At 70.1% G+C, this 17,186-nt stretch carries 16 protein-coding genes and 2 pseudogenes; 8 read left to right on the top strand and 10 right to left on the bottom strand.

The window, feature by feature from the left end; all coding sequences use genetic code 11:
• Nucleotides 1-2 precede the first annotated feature (2 nt).
• The 4 genes from AC5L3X_RS09335 to AC5L3X_RS09320 are packed head-to-tail and all read right to left on the bottom strand — an operon-like array spanning nucleotide 3 to nucleotide 4,087.
• Nucleotides 3-860: a carbohydrate ABC transporter permease gene (locus AC5L3X_RS09335; protein ID WP_494856363.1), complete on the bottom strand. Its 858-nt coding sequence runs from the start codon at nucleotides 858-860 to the stop codon at nucleotides 3-5.
• Nucleotides 853-1,803 carry a carbohydrate ABC transporter permease gene (locus AC5L3X_RS09330; protein WP_494856362.1) on the bottom strand — a complete coding sequence of 317 codons (951 nt, stop codon included), beginning with the start codon at nucleotides 1,801-1,803 and terminating at the stop codon, nucleotides 853-855. Before AC5L3X_RS09330 ends, AC5L3X_RS09335 begins: the two co-directional genes overlap by 8 nt.
• Entirely contained in the window at nucleotides 1,800-3,164 is a 1,365-nt protein-coding gene (locus AC5L3X_RS09325) for an ABC transporter substrate-binding protein (RefSeq protein WP_494856360.1), read from the bottom strand. Before AC5L3X_RS09325 ends, AC5L3X_RS09330 begins: the two co-directional genes overlap by 4 nt.
• 35 nt (nucleotides 3,165-3,199) lie before the next feature.
• Nucleotides 3,200-4,087, bottom strand: a complete 888-nt coding sequence (locus AC5L3X_RS09320; RefSeq protein ID WP_494856359.1) for a sugar phosphate isomerase/epimerase family protein — start codon at nucleotides 4,085-4,087, stop codon at nucleotides 3,200-3,202.
• A 113-nt stretch (nucleotides 4,088-4,200) separates the two neighbouring features.
• Between AC5L3X_RS09320 and AC5L3X_RS09315 the strand changes: the two genes are divergently transcribed.
• The 3 genes and pseudogenes from AC5L3X_RS09315 to AC5L3X_RS09305 all read left to right on the top strand — a co-directional run.
• Nucleotides 4,201-5,235 (top strand): zinc-binding dehydrogenase, encoded by a 1,035-nt coding sequence (locus tag AC5L3X_RS09315; RefSeq protein WP_494856358.1) that lies wholly within the window; start codon nucleotides 4,201-4,203, stop codon nucleotides 5,233-5,235.
• Nucleotides 5,232-6,017, top strand: a complete 786-nt coding sequence (locus tag AC5L3X_RS09310; RefSeq protein ID WP_494856357.1) for a sugar phosphate isomerase/epimerase family protein — start codon at nucleotides 5,232-5,234, stop codon at nucleotides 6,015-6,017. Before AC5L3X_RS09315 ends, AC5L3X_RS09310 begins: the two co-directional genes overlap by 4 nt.
• Nucleotides 6,014-7,192: pseudogene (locus AC5L3X_RS09305) on the top strand (MGH1-like glycoside hydrolase domain-containing protein); the annotation flags it as partial. The gene AC5L3X_RS09310 and the pseudogene AC5L3X_RS09305, both read left to right, overlap by 4 nt.
• Nucleotides 7,193-7,201: 9 nt before the next feature.
• Here the strand turns inward: AC5L3X_RS09305 and AC5L3X_RS09300 are convergent.
• Nucleotides 7,202-8,305, bottom strand: a complete 1,104-nt coding sequence (locus AC5L3X_RS09300) for a zinc-dependent alcohol dehydrogenase (RefSeq protein ID WP_494856356.1) — start codon at nucleotides 8,303-8,305, stop codon at nucleotides 7,202-7,204.
• Entirely contained in the window at nucleotides 8,298-9,431 is a 1,134-nt protein-coding gene (locus AC5L3X_RS09295; RefSeq protein WP_494856355.1) for a Gfo/Idh/MocA family protein, read from the bottom strand. Before AC5L3X_RS09295 ends, AC5L3X_RS09300 begins: the two co-directional genes overlap by 8 nt.
• Between AC5L3X_RS09295 and AC5L3X_RS09290 the strand changes: the two genes are divergently transcribed.
• Nucleotides 9,378-10,352, top strand: a complete 975-nt coding sequence (locus AC5L3X_RS09290) for a glucosyl-3-phosphoglycerate synthase (RefSeq protein WP_494856354.1) — start codon at nucleotides 9,378-9,380, stop codon at nucleotides 10,350-10,352. The genes AC5L3X_RS09295 and AC5L3X_RS09290 overlap by 54 nt on opposite strands.
• Nucleotides 10,353-10,386: 34 nt before the next feature.
• Here the strand turns inward: AC5L3X_RS09290 and AC5L3X_RS09285 are convergent.
• Nucleotides 10,387-11,579 (bottom strand): annotated as a pseudogene (locus AC5L3X_RS09285) (RNA-guided endonuclease InsQ/TnpB family protein); the annotation flags it as partial.
• A gap of 116 nt (nucleotides 11,580-11,695) precedes the next feature.
• Here AC5L3X_RS09285 and AC5L3X_RS09280 point away from each other — a divergent pair.
• The gene (locus tag AC5L3X_RS09280) at nucleotides 11,696-12,820 is read left to right on the top strand and encodes a glycosyltransferase (RefSeq protein WP_189124580.1); all 1,125 of its coding nucleotides are present in this window, start codon (nucleotides 11,696-11,698) and stop codon (nucleotides 12,818-12,820) included.
• Here AC5L3X_RS09280 and AC5L3X_RS09275 read toward each other — a convergent pair.
• Complete coding sequence (locus AC5L3X_RS09275; protein WP_494856353.1) at nucleotides 12,817-13,611, bottom strand: universal stress protein; 795 nt, start codon at nucleotides 13,609-13,611, stop codon at nucleotides 12,817-12,819. The two genes, AC5L3X_RS09280 and AC5L3X_RS09275, sit on opposite strands and share 4 nt — an antisense overlap.
• Nucleotides 13,612-13,688: 77 nt before the next feature.
• Here AC5L3X_RS09275 and AC5L3X_RS09270 point away from each other — a divergent pair, with 77 nt between their 5' ends.
• Together AC5L3X_RS09270 and AC5L3X_RS09265 are read left to right on the top strand one after the other, a co-directional pair.
• Entirely contained in the window at nucleotides 13,689-13,991 is a 303-nt protein-coding gene (locus tag AC5L3X_RS09270) for a hypothetical protein (protein WP_189124579.1), read from the top strand.
• Between the two features lie 99 nt (nucleotides 13,992-14,090).
• Nucleotides 14,091-14,639: a phosphatase PAP2 family protein gene (locus AC5L3X_RS09265; RefSeq protein ID WP_494856351.1), complete on the top strand. Its 549-nt coding sequence runs from the start codon at nucleotides 14,091-14,093 to the stop codon at nucleotides 14,637-14,639.
• Here AC5L3X_RS09265 and pip read toward each other — a convergent pair.
• Nucleotides 14,593-15,564, bottom strand: coding sequence for a prolyl aminopeptidase (gene pip / locus AC5L3X_RS09260; protein ID WP_494856349.1), 972 nt, complete (start codon nucleotides 15,562-15,564; stop codon nucleotides 14,593-14,595). The genes AC5L3X_RS09265 and pip overlap by 47 nt on opposite strands.
• 57 nt (nucleotides 15,565-15,621) lie before the next feature.
• On the opposite strand from pip, the gene AC5L3X_RS09255 reads away from it, so the two are divergent.
• The gene (locus tag AC5L3X_RS09255) at nucleotides 15,622-16,536 is read left to right on the top strand and encodes a threonine ammonia-lyase (protein ID WP_494856347.1); all 915 of its coding nucleotides are present in this window, start codon (nucleotides 15,622-15,624) and stop codon (nucleotides 16,534-16,536) included.
• On the opposite strand, the gene AC5L3X_RS09250 is transcribed toward AC5L3X_RS09255, so the two are convergent.
• Complete coding sequence (locus AC5L3X_RS09250) at nucleotides 16,533-17,105, bottom strand: hypothetical protein (RefSeq protein WP_494856345.1); 573 nt, start codon at nucleotides 17,103-17,105, stop codon at nucleotides 16,533-16,535. The genes AC5L3X_RS09255 and AC5L3X_RS09250 overlap by 4 nt on opposite strands.
• Nucleotides 17,106-17,186: the final 81 nt, after the last annotated feature.

Below are 17,186 nucleotides of genomic sequence, written 5' to 3'. Positions count from 1 at the left end.
GTCTATCCCTTCTCCGCTCCAGCGGTGAGGCCCTCCGTCAGCAGGCGTTCGCCGGCGAAGAACACGATCACGATGGGCAGTGTCAGAACCACCGATCCTGCCATGAGAACCGTGGTGGGGATCTCGATACTGCCCGCCAGCTGGGAGAGCCCCAGGGAGACCGTCCAGCTCTCCCGCCTCTCGACGAGGAAGAGCAGGGCGAACAGGAACTCGTTCCAGGCGATCATGAACGCGTAGAGGCCGGTGGCCATGAGCGCGGGCTTGGACAGCGGCAGCACGACCCGCCAGATGGTGGACAGCCGCGTGCAGCCGTCGATCGCGGCGGCCTCCTCCACGCTCTGCGGCACGGTCTCAAAGTAGTTGCGCAGCATGTATACCGTGACAGGCACCGTCTGTGCGATATAAACCAGGATCAATCCCACCAGAGAGCCACGAAGGCCCATCATCGTGAAGAGCACGAACAGGGGGATGGCCAGCACGATCGCCGGGAACAGGTAGACGGCCAGGAACAGGAAGTGCACCTGCCGCCGCCCGAAGAACCGCAGCCTGGCCACCGCGTACGCGCCGGGAATGGAGATCAGCAACGTGGCCGCCACGGTCGCGACCGCGACGATCGCGCTGTTGCGCATGAAGGTCAGGAAGCCCTGCTCGCCGAGCACGTTCGCGTACGTGTCGAGGGTGAAGGACCGCGGCCACAGCGAGCCGGGATCCAGGATGAGCTCCTGGATGTCACGGACCGACAGCATCACCATGTAGAGGAACGGGAACGCGGTGATCGCGAAAAGGAAGGCGATCACCAGCGGCTTCAGCCCGCGCAGCAGCGCCCGTTCGAACCTGTCCCGGCTCATGCCCCTAGTCACGTTCGCCTCCCCCGAAGAACCTGAGATAGACGATCAGGAAGCCCACCAGCACGACCGCGAGCACGATGGCCTGCGCGGCCGAGGCGCCGATGTCGTCGCGCGCGGTGAGGAACTCGTAGACGCGCACGCTGATCACCTCGGTGCCCGCCCCGCCGCCGGTCAGCAGGTAGACGTCGTCGAACTTGGTGAACGTGAAGACGAACCTGAGCACCGACAGCAGCGCGATGATTCGCCAGAGCTGCGGCATGATCACGTACCTGAACCGCTGCGTCGGCGTCGCCCCGTCCACCACCGCGGCCTCGTCCAGCTCGGCGGGCAGCGCCTGCAACCGGGCCAGGATGAACAGGAACGCGAACGGGAAGTAGCGCCACGCCTCGAACGCGATCACGGTGAGCAGCGCCACCGGCACCTCGACGCCGAGGAACGTGCCCTTGGCCTGGCTGAGGAAGGCGATCGGCTGGCTGAGCCAGGTGTTCACGATGCCGTACTGCGGGTTCAGCATCGTCTCCCACAGGAACGTCACGGCCACCACCGGCGCCACGTACGGGATCAGGATCGAGGCCCTGACCAGGGTCCGGCCCCTGAACCTGTCGCGCAGCGCCAGCGCGGTCACCAGCCCGATCACGATCGACAGCGCCGTGCCCGCCACCGTGTAGACCAGTGTGTTGACCAGGGCCGGCCAGAACCCCGGCTCGGACATCACGTACGAGAAGTTCTCCAGGGTGTAGTTGCCGAAGACGCCTGTCCGGCGAATGTTGATCAGCCGGGCGTCCTGGAAGGCCAGCATGATCGCCCAGGCCAGCGGCAGCACCACGACGACCAGCGTGATGACCAGGGTCGGCGAGATCAGCGCCAGCCCGGCCCGTCCCTCCTGCTCCCGGAGCGTCCGTCCCCGGGGGACCGGCGCCTGGGAGCGAGGGCGTGCGTCGAGGTCCGCCGTCACTGCCGGATCCCGCGCTTGATGGTCTCCACGTCCGTCTTGGCCTGCGCGGCGGCCGCCTGCGGGGTGAGGGAGCCGTCGACGATCGCGCTCAGCGCCTTGGGCACCGGCAGCTCGCCCATCGTGGCGCCGACCAGCTTGCCCTGCCCCTGCGGGATGCCCCAGCGGCCGAGCGTGTCGGGGCTGGCGCGCAGCGCGTCGAGGACGTCGGCCGGGTAGACGTCGGCCAGCGGCTTCTTGGTGTCGACGCCCGCGGGCAGCTCGTTCCACTTGGTCGCGAAGCCCTTACGCGTCGGGAACTTGCCCTCGGGGGCCATCCCGATCCACCGCTCGTAGCCCTCGTTCATCGCGTACGCGATGAACTTGGCGGCCGAGTCCTTGGCCGCGTCGCGGGTCACGGCCCAGGAGACGACCTCTCCGTACTGGGCGGGCGCGCTCCCGTCGGGGCCCTTCAGTGCCGTGACGACGCCGGTGTTCTTGGCCAGCCACTGCGGGTCCTCCCGGCACTGCGGGCAGCTGGGCGTCGCGTCCTTACGCAGCCCCGCCAGCTCGTCCAGGATGAACGACGACCAGATCGTCATCGCGGCCTGGCCGGAGAAGTAGGTGGCGCGGGTGGAGTCGACGTCCTGCTTGCCCTTGACCGAGTAGTCCTTCGCCAGCTTCGAGTAGAACTCGAACGCTTTCACGCACTGTGGCGAGTCGATGGCGACATTTCCAGAATCGTCGACGAGCTGGCAGCCGTTCGCCAGCGCCACGTGCTCGAAGCTCTGTGCGGTGAACGAGTCCTTGGGCGCGATGGCCAGCGTGATGCCCGCGACCCCGCCCGTGTTGAGCTTGCTCGCCGCCGCCTCCAGCGCCTCGTACGTGTCCGGTGGCTGGAGCCCCGCCTTCTCGAACAGGTCCTTGCGGTAGAGCACGAGCTGCGCCCACCCGTCGCTCGGCACGGCCAGCAACCTGCCGTCGGAGGTGTCGAGTTCGAGGGCCCGCTGGGAGAACGAGCTCCTGCCGAGCTGGTCGACGACCTTGCCGGGGGTCTCGGTGTCGAGCAGGTCGTTGGCCTCCATCTCACGCACGGCCGACAACGGCAGCGCCCCGATCACGTCGGGGAGCTCACCGGCCGCCGCGGCGGTGGTGAGAACCTGACTGAACTGGTCTTCGGCCACTCCGGTCAGCTTGACCTTGATCCCGGTCTTCTGGGTGAACTCGTCGGCGATCTGTCTCTGCACGCTCATCCGGTCGGGGAGGTTCTCCTCGGTCCAGACGGTGATCTCGTCAGCGGCGGTCTCGCTGTCGTCGCCGCACGCGGCCAGGGTGGCCGTCGCCAGGATCGCGGCGGAGAGGACGGCGGTTAACCTCTGCGGCATGTACACGCTCCTATGAACGGGAATATGCCGCCCCTTTACCCCCGCACGAGATGACGCAACGTGCGATACGCGATGCCGAGACCGGTCCGCACTTTCTCCGGGTCGCCGCTCCACACGGGATCCTCGTGCTCCACCGACACGACCCCGTCATAACCGCCGTCACGCAGAGCGCCGATCACCTGCTGCCAGGCGATCTGCCCCAGACCCGGCACGCGGAAGCGGTACCAGCCCTTCTCGCCGCTGATCGGGCCGTAGAAGCCGAAACGGTTGATCTTCTCCGGCAGGATCTCCGTATCTTTCGCCTGAACATGCGAAATTTCCGATACATACGGCATAGCAGCCGAAACCGGGTCAATTCCCAGGGCCACGAGGTGCGAGGGGTCGTAGTTGAGCTTCAGCCCGAGGGTGAACATCCACTCCCACAGCTCGGGGGAGTAGGCCAGGTTGCCCGGATAGCCGTCGGGGTGCCAGCTCTTCATCGGGCAGTTCTCGATGACCAGCTCCACGCCGTGGTCCTCGGCGTACGCGACCAGGGGCTTGAACACCCCGGCGGCGCGCTCCAGGTTGTCGCGCACGGGCAGGCCGGGGTCGCGCCCGACGAACGTGCCGACGGTGGGGCAGCCGAGCGCCGCCGCCGCGTCGACGCAACGCCGCAGGTGGGCGTTCACCTGATCCCCCTGGTGAGGGTGCAGATTGTTCTCGTAGTAGGCGATCGAGGAAAGGGTGAGTCCGGTCTCCGCGAAGATTCGCCCGACGCGATCACGTTCGGCCTCATCGAAACGATCTACTCTGATGTGATTTCGGGGGTCGGGCGAGGGCCATCCGGCCACCTCGAGTGCGTCGAAGCCTTGCTCCACAGCCCATCGCGCGATTTCGGCCAGGTCGTCATCGGGAAGACATGCTGTCAGAAACCCCAATTGCATCGGTTATCTCCTACGGAAGTCCTAGACTTACGAGCGTTCTTGGCGCGACTATAGTTTGCAAACTCGCCTTAAACCCTTGTCTTTTACTTGATCACTAAGCATAAGTGTGGGCAATGCACGTCATCAGCTTCGAAGAGCCAGGCCGTGTCCGCGTCGGCCTGGAGCCCCCCGCCGACCTCCAACCGGGCTGCGTACGGGTCCGGACGATCTATTCCGGAGTGTCGGCGGGCACCGAACTCACCGCCTACCGCGGCACCAACCCCTACCTTGATCGCAAGTGGGACACCGAGCGACGCCTGTTCGTCGACGGCCAGACCCTTGCCTACCCGCTGACCGGCTGGGGCTACCAGGAGGTCGGCGAGGTCGTCGAGGCGGCGCCCGACGTCATCGCCCCGCCCGTCGGCAGCCTCGTCTGGGGCATCTGGGGCCACCGCGCCGAGGCCGTCGTCCCGGCCGAGCGGCTGGCGGGCCACCTGCTGCCGCCCGGCGCCGACCCGCTGACCGGGGTCTTCGCCCGCGTCGGCGCCATCGCGCTCAACGCCGTCCACGCCGCCGACCCGCACCTGGGTGACCAGATCGCGATCTTCGGACAGGGCGTCATCGGCCTGCTGGCCACCCGCATGGCGGTCCTCAGCGGCGCGCGGGTGGTCGCCGCCGACGCCATCCCGGCCCGGCTGGAGCTGGCCAGGCAGTACGGCGCCGCCGAGACGTTCGACGTGGGCTCGGGATCGGTGGCCGAGTTCGTCCGCAAGCGGATCGAGGGCGCCGACACCGCCATCGAGCTGAGCGGCAGCCACCAGGGCCTGCACGAGGCGATCAGGACCGTGCGCAGAGGCGGCCGGGTGGTCGCCGCCGGCTTCTACCAGGGCGACGGCATCGGGCTCCGCCTCGGCGAGGAGTTCCACCACAACCAGGTGCAGCTCGTCTCCTCCCAGATCGGCGGCGTCGCCTCGTGGCTGGCGCATCGCTGGGACGTCGAACGCCTCCAGCGCACCTTCATGGAGCTCGTGCATCGGGGTGAGATCGAGGTTCGCGACCTGGTCAGCCACGTCGTCCCCGTCGAAGGGGCCGCCGAGGCCTTCGACCTGATCGACCGGCACCCCTCAGAGGTGCTCCAGCTCGTCTTCCGATTCGAGGAGCAACAGTGAAGCTCGCCGCCCAGGAACAACTCCTTCCCGGCCGGACGCTGCAGGAGAAGTTCGCCTTCGCCGTCGAGGCCGGCTTCGACGCCATCGAGCTGCGCGGCAAGGGCGACTTCCACTTCGCCGGCCGCCTCACCGAGCTCAAGCGGGCGCGGGCCGACGGCGTGGTCATGCCGACCGTCTGCGTGGACATGCCGCACTTCATCGGCGACTTCGACGCCGCCCGGCGCACCGACGCCATCCAGCAGCTCAGATCGCAGCTCACGGTCATCGCGGAGCTCGGCGGCATCGGCGTGATGACCCCGGCCTCGTGGGGTCAGTTCTCGCGCAGGCTCCCGCCGTTCGAACCGCCCCGCGGCCCCGAGCAGGACCGCGAGGTGCTGACCGAGGCCCTCGGCGTCCTCGGTGAGCACGCCCAGCGCAACGGCGTGCTGATCATGCTGGAGCCGCTCAACCGGTACGAGAACCACATGGTCAACACGCTCGCCGACGCGGTGTCCTACTGCTCCATGGACTCGATCCGGATCGTCGGCGACACCTACCACATGAACATCGAGGAGGACGACCCCTGCCGCTCGCTGCTGGACGCCGCCCCCTACCTCGCGCACATGCAGATCAGCGAGTCCAACCGCAACCAGCCCGGCACCGGCCACCTCGACTGGGGCGCGCAGCTGGCCGCCCTCGACGCCGCCGGCTACGACGGCTATCTGGCGCTCGAGTGCCGCCTGCGCGGTGAGCCCGAGTCCGTCCTGCCCGAGACGGCGTCCTTCATCAGGAAGTTCCTGTGATCCTGCGCGATGCCGTACGCATCCTGGTCGGCAACTGGGACGGCAGCTACACGGTTCCCTCGCGCCGGCTCTACCCGCACCAGTGGAGCTGGGACTCCGCCTTCATCGCGATCGGCAACGCCCGCTGGGCCCCGCGCCGGGCCCGCTCCGAGCTGTTGACGCTGTTCGGGGCCCAGTGGCGCGACGGCAGGGTGCCGCACATCGTGTTCAACCCCAAGGTGCCGCTGGGCGCCTACTTCCCCGGCCCGGAGTTCTGGGACGTGCGGGCGCCGTCCGGCTCGGCGACCTCCGGCATCGTGCAGCCGCCGGTGCACGCGCTGGCCGCCTGGCGGGTGCACCAGGCCGAGCCCGACCCGGCGTTCCTGCGCCGGATCTATCCCCGGCTGGTGGCGCAGCAGCAGTTCCTGCGCACCGCCAGGCGGTCGGCCGACGGGCTGATCTCGATCGTGCACCCCTGGGAGTCGGGCATGGACAACAGCCCCGCCTGGGACGCGCCGCTCGCCGCCGTGGAGGCCGAGCCGTCCGGTGTCACGCGCAGGGACCTCGACCACGTCAGCGCCCACGAGCGGCCCACCGACCGCGACTACGAGCGCTACACCGCGCTCGCCCGCGCCTACCGCGACTCCGGCTACCGCCGCCCCGGCGCGTTCTGCGTCGAGGACCCGCTGTTCAACGCCGCGTACGGAGTGGCGGAGGCGACGCTCGCCAAGATCGCGAAAGTGTGCGGCGGGGATCCCGAGCCGCACCTGCGTGAGGCCGCCGCGGTCACCGAGGCGATGGTCGAGCACCTCTACGACGACGGCCTCTTCCAGGCCCGCGACGTGCTCACCGGCTGCCCGATCCGCTCCAACAGCGCCGCCGGCCTGGTGCCGCTCATGCTGCCCGGCCTGCCACGCGAGATCGTCAACGGGCTGATCGGCACCGCGCTCGACCGCTTCGGGCTCAAGGACGGCGTGCTGCCCAGCTTCGCCCCGGCCGCGCCCGAGTTCGACGCCGCGCGCTACTGGCGCGGCCCGAGCTGGATCAACCTCACCTGGCTGGTCTGGCAGGGTCTCCGGCACCGCCGCCCCGACCTGGCCGGCCCGCTGGCCGACAGCGTGATCAGGGCCATCAGGCAGGCGGGGTTCCGCGAGTACTTCGACCCGTTCAGCCTGCTGGGCCACGGTTGCCACGACTTCAGCTGGTCAGCGGCGCTGCTCCTCGACGTGGTCGCAGAGCACGGCCTGGACGGCGTGCCGCCTGCGGGCCGCAAGGTCGGACAGCAGCCCGGGAGCCTCGGCGAAGCCGACGACATCGGTGACCACGTGCTCGCGTAGCAACGGGCCGCGCTGCCTGAGCAGGGCGATCGTCTCGTGCGAGAGCCGCTCGCGGTCCCACAGATGGGCCAGGCCGCGCGGCACCCTGCCGATCTGGGCGCAGCGCAACGTCAGCCCGTTGTGGTGGAACTCCTCGCCGAGCCGCACCTCGTCCGCGCCCTGCGTGTAGAAGGCCAGGTCGATGACCGTGCCCTGCGGCCGGAGCACCTTGAGCGCCAGGGCCAGCGCCCGCGACTGGCCCCGGCACTGGAACACCACGTCGGCGCCTCGGTCCTGCGGCCCGTGCCGCCAGCGCCGCTTCAGCTCGACCGCCGGCTCGGCGTCGAACTCCAGCACGTTCGCGCCCAGGGACTCCGCGACGCGCAGCCTGGCCGGGGTCTCGTCCACGACCACCACCTCGGCGGCGCCGGACGCGAGGGCGAACGACGCCGTCAGCAGGCCGACGACGCCCGCGCCGACCACCACGACCCGCCGCCCCCGCACGCCGTCGCCCAGCTCGCGGACGGCCGGCCCGTGCAGGTCGGCGGCGGCGTGCAGCAGGCCGTTGGCGCAGATCGGGCCCATGTGCGCGACGTAGATGCCGAGCACCGGGTCGAGGTCCTCGGGCAGCTCAACGAACCGGTCGGCCATCGGGTCGGCCACGTAGCCGGTGCGGTGCCCGTAGGCCATCGCGACCAGCGCGCCCTCCCGCACCGACCGGGTACGGGCCTCGACGACCCTGCCCACCTGCATGTAGCCGATGCCGCGCACCGGGTAGGCGATCGACGGCGTGCCGGTCATGAACAGCCCGAGCGCCGGGTCCCACGACGAGACCAGGTAGGGGTTGCTCCCCTTGACGTAGGTGAGCTCTGTGCCCGCCGAGATGCCGCTGTGCGTGGTGGCCACCCGGAACCCGCCCTCGGGCACGGTGGCCAGCCTCTCCTCGACGAGCTCGATCTCGCCGGGCGCCTCGATGCTCAGCACCTCACCCATCGAGCATCACCGGCCTCCGTTCCTTCGCCGACCGCGCCAGCGCGAGCGCGAGCCGGTGCGTCCGCAACGCCTCCCGGTACGGCACGCGCACGTCCGACTCCCTGCCCTGGACGGCGTCGACGAACGCCCGGTCCACCCGCGTCTTGGCCTGCCCGTCGTCCTGGACGTGCGTCTCACCGTCGACCATCAGCCCGGTCTCGCTGAGGTCGAGCGCGATGCCCTCGGCGTGCACCTCCAGGCCCACCCGGTGCTTGTGCCGCAGCAGGCTCGTGGTGGCCAGCAGCCCGGTCGCCCCGCCGGCGAACCGCAGCACCGCGGCCGTGGCCCGGTCCACCTGGCCGTCCACCTGGCCGCCCGCCTGCCCGTCCGCTTGGTCCTCGGCCGGTACGGCATGCACCATCGTCGCCTCGCCCACCAGCACCCGGGCCAGGTCGAGCACGTGCACCGCCTGCTCGACGATCTGGCCGCCGGACCTGCCGGGGTCCAGCCACCAGCCGACCGGGGGCACCTTGTCGAGCCAGTGACCGAGGGCGAGCCGTACCGGACGGCCGGCGAGCAGCTCCCGCGCCCGTTCGACGATGTCCAGATAGCGCCAGTGATGACCGACTGCGGACGGCAGGCCGCGGCGGTCGAGCTCGGCGGCGACGGCCTCGGCCGTGGCCAGGTCAAGTGAAAGCGGCTTCTCCACAAAAATCGGGAGATCACACGACAAAGCGTCAAATTCCGGGTTACCGTGCGCGAAGGGAGGGACGCAGACGTACACCGCGTCCAGGCCGCCCGCTTCGAGCAGCGCGGCGTGCCCGCCGTAGGCGGGACAGTCGTACCGCGAGGCCAGGGCCTTGGCCCTGAGGGGATCCGTGTCGGCGATGCCGGCGATCGTCACGTCGGCGAAGCCGGACAGGACGTCCGCATGGCGAGCGGCCACATTTCCGGCACCGATGATGCCGATACGCGTGATAGGGGACACATCCCGGCATATCCCACATAGGCGGGCAATCAAACAACATGTTCGAACCCGCAGCAAAAGGGCAGATGTCGCCGACCGTGGACAGACGAGATCGGGGCTGAGTGCATGAAAGCAGACCTGCGGAGCTTGGCCAGAGTCCAGGAATGGTATGGCCCCCATACGAGCACGGCCGCGGAGTGGCCGCTGGACGCTCTCCTCCTGGCCAAGGGCACGACGACGGTGAGCGTCGTGCTGCCGGCGCGCGACGAGGAGCGGACGGTCGGCGACATCGTCCGCGTGATCCGCCGTGACCTCGTCGAGCGAACCCCCCTGGTGAACGAGATCCTGGTCGTCGACTCCAACTCCACCGACGCGACCGCGGCGCGCGCGGCCGCCGCCGGCGCCCGGGTGGTCGCGCAGGACGCCGTGCTCTCCCAACTTCCCCCGCTCACCGGCAAGGGCGAGGCGCTGTGGAAGGGCCTGGCCGCCACCAGCGGCGACATCGTCGTCTTCGTCGACGCCGATCTGCGCGACTTCGGCGCGCACTTCGTCACCGGGCTCCTCGGCCCGCTGCTCGTGGACCCCGACATCCAGTTCGTCAAGGGCGCCTACGAGCGTCCCTTCACCGGCGCGGACGGCGTGCCGCGGCGCGGCGGCGGCGGCCGGGTCACCGAGCTGGTGGCCCGCCCCCTCCTCAACATGTTCTGGCCCGAACTGGCCGGGTTCGCGCAGCCACTCGGCGGCGAGTACGCGGGCCGCCGGGCGATCCTCGAACAGGTCCCCTTCGTCACCGAGTACGGGGTGGAGTTCGGGCTGCTCGTGGACCTGCTGGAGCTGGCCGGGCTGGACGCGCTGGCCCAGGTTGACCTCGGCACCCGCGCGCACACCCACCAGTCGACGACCGCGCTCGGCCGGATGGCCGGGCAGATCCTGCAGACCGCCTGGTCGCGGCTGGAGCGGCAGGGACGCCTCTTCGCCGCCGAGCCGCCCGCCCACACCCTGCTGCAGTTCGGGCTCGACGGGCAGGCCGACCTGGTGGACGTGGCCGTGGCCGAGCGACCTCCGCTCGCCTCGCTCGTACACGAGGAGGACGTCGCTTGACCTCCTCCCCCTCGTGAACGAAGGGGATTCCCACGGTCACCCGTGAGGGTTCCTGTTTCACCGCCGGTCGCCCGCCCGAGAGGACTCTCGTTGAGGTCTTACACCAGCTCCACAGGCGTTTCAGCTCTCCGCCGGCCCGGCGGCGAGGATGTTCTTGGCCGCGTTGACGTCCCGGTCATGGGTGGCGCCGCAGGCGCACACCCAGGTCCGTACGTGCAGCGGCATGGACGGCTGGAGTGTCCCGCAAGCCGAGCACAGCCTGGAGGAGGGGAACCAGCGGTCCACCACGACGAGCCGCCGGCCGTATCAGCGGCTCTTGTACTCCAGCATGCCGCGCAGTTCTCGCCAGGACGCGTCCGAGATGGCGCGCGCCAGCCGGTGATTCTTGACCATGTTGCGGACGGTCAGGTCTTCCACGGCGATCGTTTGGTTCTCGCGAACAAGCCGGGTGCTGACCTTGTGCAGGAAGTCGCGTCTGCGGTCGGCGATCCGCGCGTGCACGCGGGCCACCTGCAGCCGGGCCTTGGCACGGTTATTCGATCCCTTCTGTTTACGGGCCAGCGCCCGCTGAGCACGGGCCAGCCTGCGCCGGTCGGCCCGCTCATACCTTGGGTTGACGATCTTCTCCCCGGTCGACAACGCGACCAGGGCGGTGATCCCCGCATCCACACCCACCACCCGTGCGACCGGGGGCAGCGAGGACATCTTCTCCTCCACCAGGATGGACACGAACCAGCGTCCGGCCGCGTCCTTCGACACGGTCACCATGGACGGCTCCGCACCCTCCGGGAGTGGGCGCGACCACACGATGTCCAGCGGCGCGCCCATCTTCGCCAGCGTCAACCGGCCCTCACGCCAGCGGAAAGCCGAACGGGTGTACTCCGCGCTCAGACGCGACTTCTTACGGGACTTGAACACCGGATACCTGGCCCGCTTGGCGAAGAAGCCGGCGAACGCCGCCTGCAAATGGCGCAACGCCTGCTGCAACGGAACACACGACACCTCGGCGAGAAACCGCAACTCCTCAGAGCGCTTCCACGCCGTCAGCAGCGCCGACGACTCCGCATAGGAGACGCCGCGGCCCTCCAGCCGATAGGCCCGGGTCCGCTCCTCCAACGCCCTGTTGTAGACCAGGCGCACACAGCCGAACGTCCGGGCAAGCTCGGACGCCTGCTCGGCAGTCGGATAGAAGCGGTACCTGTAGGCCCGCTTCACGATCTGCGCCACGCCGCACAACCTATCGCAAGATCAGCCAAATCTCGTACATGTGTTCGATTTGATGCCATTGTTCCGGCTTTCCTCCCCGCCCTGAAGGACGGGGTCTCCAGCCTTGAGGAGATTCGATGAACGTGCTGGTGAACGCGGGACCGTGGCTTCAGGTCCCGCCGCCCGGATACGGCGGGATCGAGAACGTCGTGGCCACCCTCGTGCCTCCGCTGCGCGAACGCGGGGTGAGGGTGATCCTGGCCTCGGTCGGGTCGAGCACCCTCGAGGTGGACGAGCTGATCAGCGTCTATGACGAGGGCCGGTTCTCCGAGCTGCAGAAACCGTACAACCAGGTCATGGGGATCGCCCACGCGCACCAGGCGATGGTGGCGCGCGAGCTGGCCCGCCGCGACGACGTCGACCTGGTGCACGACCACCTCGAGGTGGTCGGCCCGGCCGTACTGGCCGCGCTGGGCGGCCCGCCCGTGCTGCACACCCTGCACTGGGACCTGCGCAAGCACGCCGCCTTCTACGAGGCGTTCCCGTCGTCGATCGCGGTCAACGGCGTCTCCGAGTCACAGCTTCGGCGCGCGCCCGACGCCCTGCGCGGGGCGTCGCTGGGCGCGATCCACCTGGCCACCCCGATGGCCGGCCGTGAGCCGCACGGGCCGCGCGGCGAGCGCTTCGTGGTGATGGGCCGGGTCTGCGGGCTCAAGGGCCAGCACGTGGCCGCCCGCATCTGCCAGAAGCTCGGCCTGCCGCTCGTCCTCGCCGGCCCGGTCAGCGGCCTCGGCAGCCAGGCCGAGCTGGAGATCGTGGCCCAGAATCCCGATCATCCGCTGCACGGCCATCCCGACGTGCGCTACCACCTGGACGTGGTGTCCGCCTATCTCGACGGCGACCTGGTGCGGTGGGTCGGCGCGGTGGAAGGCGCGGAGCGCGACGAGCTCTACGCCTCCGCGCGCGCCGCGCTGTTCCCGATCCAGTGGGACGAGCCCGGCGGCACCGCCGTCGTCGAGGCGCTGGCCCTCGGGGTGCCGCCGGTCGGGCTGCGCCGCGGCTGCCTCCCCGAGATCATCGACCACGGCCGCACCGGGTTCCTCGCCGACACCGAGGAGGAACTGGCCGAGTGGCTGCAGCGGGTGGACGAGATCGACCCCGAGGAGTGCCGCCGCGAGGCCGCCCGCCGCTTCTCGCCCTCGGTGATGGCCGAGCGCTACCTCGAGATGTACGAGACGGTCGTCGCCAGGAGCCGGCGCTAGGCGTAGCCGCGGGGCAGCACCGTGACCGGACGAGGTGAGGCCCGCAGCACCTTCATGGCCAGCTCGCCGAGGAACACCCGGTGCGGCTGCGCGTCCTCGCTGGCCGCGCACACCAGCAGCTCACCGGGCAGCCACTCCACCGTCTCCAGCGCGGCGGCCACGTCGTGCGCCTCGGCGACCTCCGTCTCCGCCTCGATGCCGGTGCTCTCCCAGGCGAGCCGTACGGCCAGGGCCAGGTCGTCGCGGAGCCGGTCGGGATCGTCGGTGCGCAGGTCGAGGGTGATGAGCCGGAGCGGGACGCCGAGCCGCAGAGCCGCCTGGGCCACCCGTTCGACCGCCTCGTCACACTGCGGCCGGTGCACGTAGGCGAGCGTGAGCCGCGAGGGCGCCCCGACCGGCTGGTAGCCGGCGGGCGCCAGCAGGACCGCCTCGGACGACAGGTGCAGCAGCCGGTCGGCGGTGCCGCCGAGCGCGATGCGCCCGTGCTGCCCGCCGCCCGCCGAGCCGACCACGATCAGGTCGGCCCTGATCCGGCTGGCCAGCACCGACAGCCCGCGCCCCGCCCCCCGGCTCTCGAACGTGAGGAAGTCGGCGGGCAGGTCGCCCAGCTCGGCCGCCGCCTGTGTGAGGCCTGCCTGCGCCTCGACCGCCTGCCCCGGGCTGCCCGGAGGGTAGATCGTCGCCACGGTGAGCTCGCCACCGGTGACCCCCGAGATGGCGGCGCCGAGCGCCAGGGCGTCGTGTCCCCCAGCGCCGGTGGTGTAGCCGACGATCACGTGCTCTCCGATCACGCCTGCCTCCCTACCCGCTCTCACCTGGGAATACGCGAACCTCCTGGCGAGTTGTAAACCTATGGAGGCGCAAGAAGTTGAAGATCACTCTTGACACTCGATTCAATGGATCTCTGGGCCCGATCACGTTGCGTGAGGCCGTCCAGCAGCTCAAGGCACACGAGCTCGCATGTACCGTAGCCCCCGATCATCTCGACGAGAAGGTCACCGTCTTCTCCTCCTGCGTGGAGCGCGGGTTCACGCCGCTCCGCAGCGAGATCATGGCGGCCTACTATGTCGCGGAGCTCGACGCGACGACCGAGGCCTTCAACCGCGGGCTCATCACCGAGGGCGAGCTCAACCAGAAGCGGCTCGACCTGGCCCGACAGGTTCTTCGCTGATCGGTCGAATGGCCGATGGCTTTCGGCCGTGAGATCGAGGCGAGTGGTGCTGATCATCCGTAAGGTCGTATTCATCGACCGTTCACGGATGGGATCCCTGTGTACCGCGACATCGCCGACTACGCTCTCAGCACGCCCGGATGGCTGCACACGCTCGCCGAGGTGGGCACCGACGCCGGGCTGTTCGTCTTCATGGCCCTTTTCGGGCTGTGCTGGTGGCGGGCGCGGCGCGCGGACGCGCGCGTTCTGGCGATCGCCATCGCCGGGCCCGCGGGCGTGGTGGGCGCGTACATCGTCAGCGAGATCCTGAAGCTCCTGATCAAGGAGGACCGGCCGTGCCGGGGCGGAGTCGCGACGATCGCGCCGTGCCCGCCCCCGACCGACTGGTCGTTCCCCAGCAACCACGCGGTGATCGCCGCCGGGGCCGCCGGCACGCTCATCCTGGCCTGGCGGGCGCTGGCCTGGGTGGTGTTGCCGCTGGCGGCCGTGATGGCGTTCTCGCGGGTCTTCGTCGGCGTGCACTACCCGCACGACGTGGCCGCCGGCTTCCTGCTCGGCCTGGTGCTCGCGCCGCTCTTCGCGCTGCTGCTCGTCGGCGCCGTCACCCCGGTGGTACGGCTCGTGCGAAGCCGTCTGTCGCCCGGATGAGCCGGTCCACGATGCCCGGCTCGGTGGCGGAGTGCCCGGCGTCGTCCACGACCTGCAGCTCCGCCTCGGGCCAGGCTCTGTGCAGGTCCCAGGCGGTGGCCATCGGCGTGCACACGTCGTAGCGGCCCTGCACGATCACCGCCGGGATGTGCCGGATCCGGTCGACGCCGCGGATGAGCTGGTCGGGTTCGAACCAGCCCAGGTGCCGGAAGTAGTGGTTCTCGATCCGGGCGAACGCCACCGCCATCCGCTCCTCACCGAACGTCTTGACCAGCTCGGGATCCGGCAGCAGCGTGACCGTGGCCCCCTCCCAGCGCGCCCAGGCCCGGGCCGCGGCCAGCCGCGCGACGGGATCCTTCCCTTCGAGCCGGGAGGCGAAGGCGGCGATGAGGTCATCGCGCTCCTCGGCCGGGATCGGTTCGACGAACGACTCCCACAGGTCGGGGAACAGGTGGGACGCCCCCTCCTGGTAGAACCACCGCAGCTCACGCGGCCGCAGCGTGAAGATCCCGCGCAGCACCAGCTCCGTCGTCCTGTCCGGATGCGCCTGCGCGTAGGCCAGCGCCAGCGCGCTGCCCCACGAGCCCCCGAACACCTGCCAGCGGCCGATCCCGAGGTGCTCGCGCAGCAGCTCCATGTCGGCGACCAGGTGCCAGGTGGTGTTGGCGGCGAGGGACGTGTCCGGGTCGCTGGCGTGGGGCAGGCTGCGCCCGCAGTTGCGCTGGTCGAACAGGACCACGTCATAGAGCTCGGGATCCCACTGCCGGCGGTGCGTGGCGGTGCACCCGCCGCCCGGCCCGCCGTGGAGCATGACGGCCGGCTTGCCGTCGGGGTTGCCGCAACGTTCCCAGTAGATCTGGTTGCCGTCGCCCACGTCCAGCAGGCCGGAGGCGTAGGGCTCGATCGGCGGATAGTGCGTTCTCATGCGCAGATCCTGCCACGCCGCGCCGCCCGCGTTGATCGGGAACGTAGGGTGGGCGGCATGCGACTGGTGGAGATCGCCGACGTCCGAGCCGCCGCCGACCGGATCACCCCGGTCGTCGTCCACACCCCGCTGGTGCCCGTGGACGGGCTCTGGATCAAGGCCGAGAGCCTGCAACGGGTGGGCTCGTTCAAGATCCGCGGCGCCTACAACGCCGTGGCCTCGCTGCGCCCCTCCGGTGTCGTCACCCACTCCTCAGGCAACCACGGCCAGGCCCTCGCCTACGCGGCCCGTGAGTTCGGGGTGCCGTGCGTGGTCGTGGTGCCCGAGGGCACACCGCGGGTCAAGGCGTCGGCCATCGAGCGCCACGGCGCCGAGCTGATCGTCGTGCCGCCCGAGCAGCGGCTCTCCGCCGCCGAGAAGCTGGTCGAGGAGCGCGGGCTGACCATGATCCCGCCGTACGACCATCCGGCCGTCATCGCCGGGCAGGGGACGATCGGGCTGGAGATCGCGACCGAGCTGCCGGACGTCGAGCTGGTGCTGGTGCCGGTCAGCGGGGGCGGGCTGGCCTCCGGCATCGCGGCCGCGATCAAGGCGTCGAGCCCCGGCGTCCAGGTGCTCGGCGTCGAGCCGGAGCTGGCCGCCGACGCCGCGGAGAGCCTGGCGGCCGGACGGCCGATCGCCTGGCAGCCGGCCAGGACGTTCCGCACGATCGCCGACGGCCTGCGGGCCGACCTGTCGCCGCTCACCTTCGCCCACCTGCGCCGGCACCTCGACGGCATCGTCACGGTCGCCGAGGACGAGATCCGGCAGGCGATGCGCCACCTCTTCGGCTCGGCCCGTCTCGTGGCCGAGCCGAGCGGCGCCGTCGCGACCGCGGCCGCCCTGTCGGGGAAGGTCCCCGCCGGGCGGCGCACCGTGGTCATCCTGTCGGGCGGCAACGTCGACGCCGACCTCTATCGCCAGGTGATCTAGACCCACTCGTGCCGGTCGAGGAACGCCCGGTCGCCGATGGCGTACTCGTGGAAGGCCCGCTGCACGTCGGCCAGGTCGCCGACCACGGCCCGCGACAGGGTGCCCTCCTTGTACTCCAGCTCGTAGCCGGGTGACACCTGGATGAAGTGCTGCCCGAAGGTGACCAGGGCGACGAACGGATTCTGCGCCGACAACGTGGCCAGCACGTCGTGCACCAACCCCAGGTCGGGATCGTGCACGATCATGCCGTCGCCAGTGTGCAGCTGCATGCCCTGGTAGACGCCGAGCGGCGCCACGTTGTGCAGCAGATCGCGCTGAGGGTCGTAGCAGACGAGCCCGTGCGCCCGGGCCACCGTGAACACCTGACCGGACATCTCATCCATGGTGTCCAGGTCCATCGTGACCAGCACGTGCCCGGGATAGACGGTGACGACTCCCGGCAACTCCTTGGCCACCGCCGGTGCCTCGCCTGCGGCCGGCTCGCTCTTCTTGACCGCCAGATACGTGGCCCGCGCCTGGTCCCTGGAGATCGGGGTGGGTTCGTCCCAGACCATCAACTCAACGCTCACCCCGCCCATCTTGCCCAACCGAAGGCAGCCTTGAAGCCCACAACCAGCCAAATCCCCCACCGCATTCGCCCTCGCCGATGA

This window comes from Nonomuraea sp. CX421 (assembly GCF_059358955.1).
This window is presented reverse-complemented; position numbering and strand designations above follow the sequence as displayed.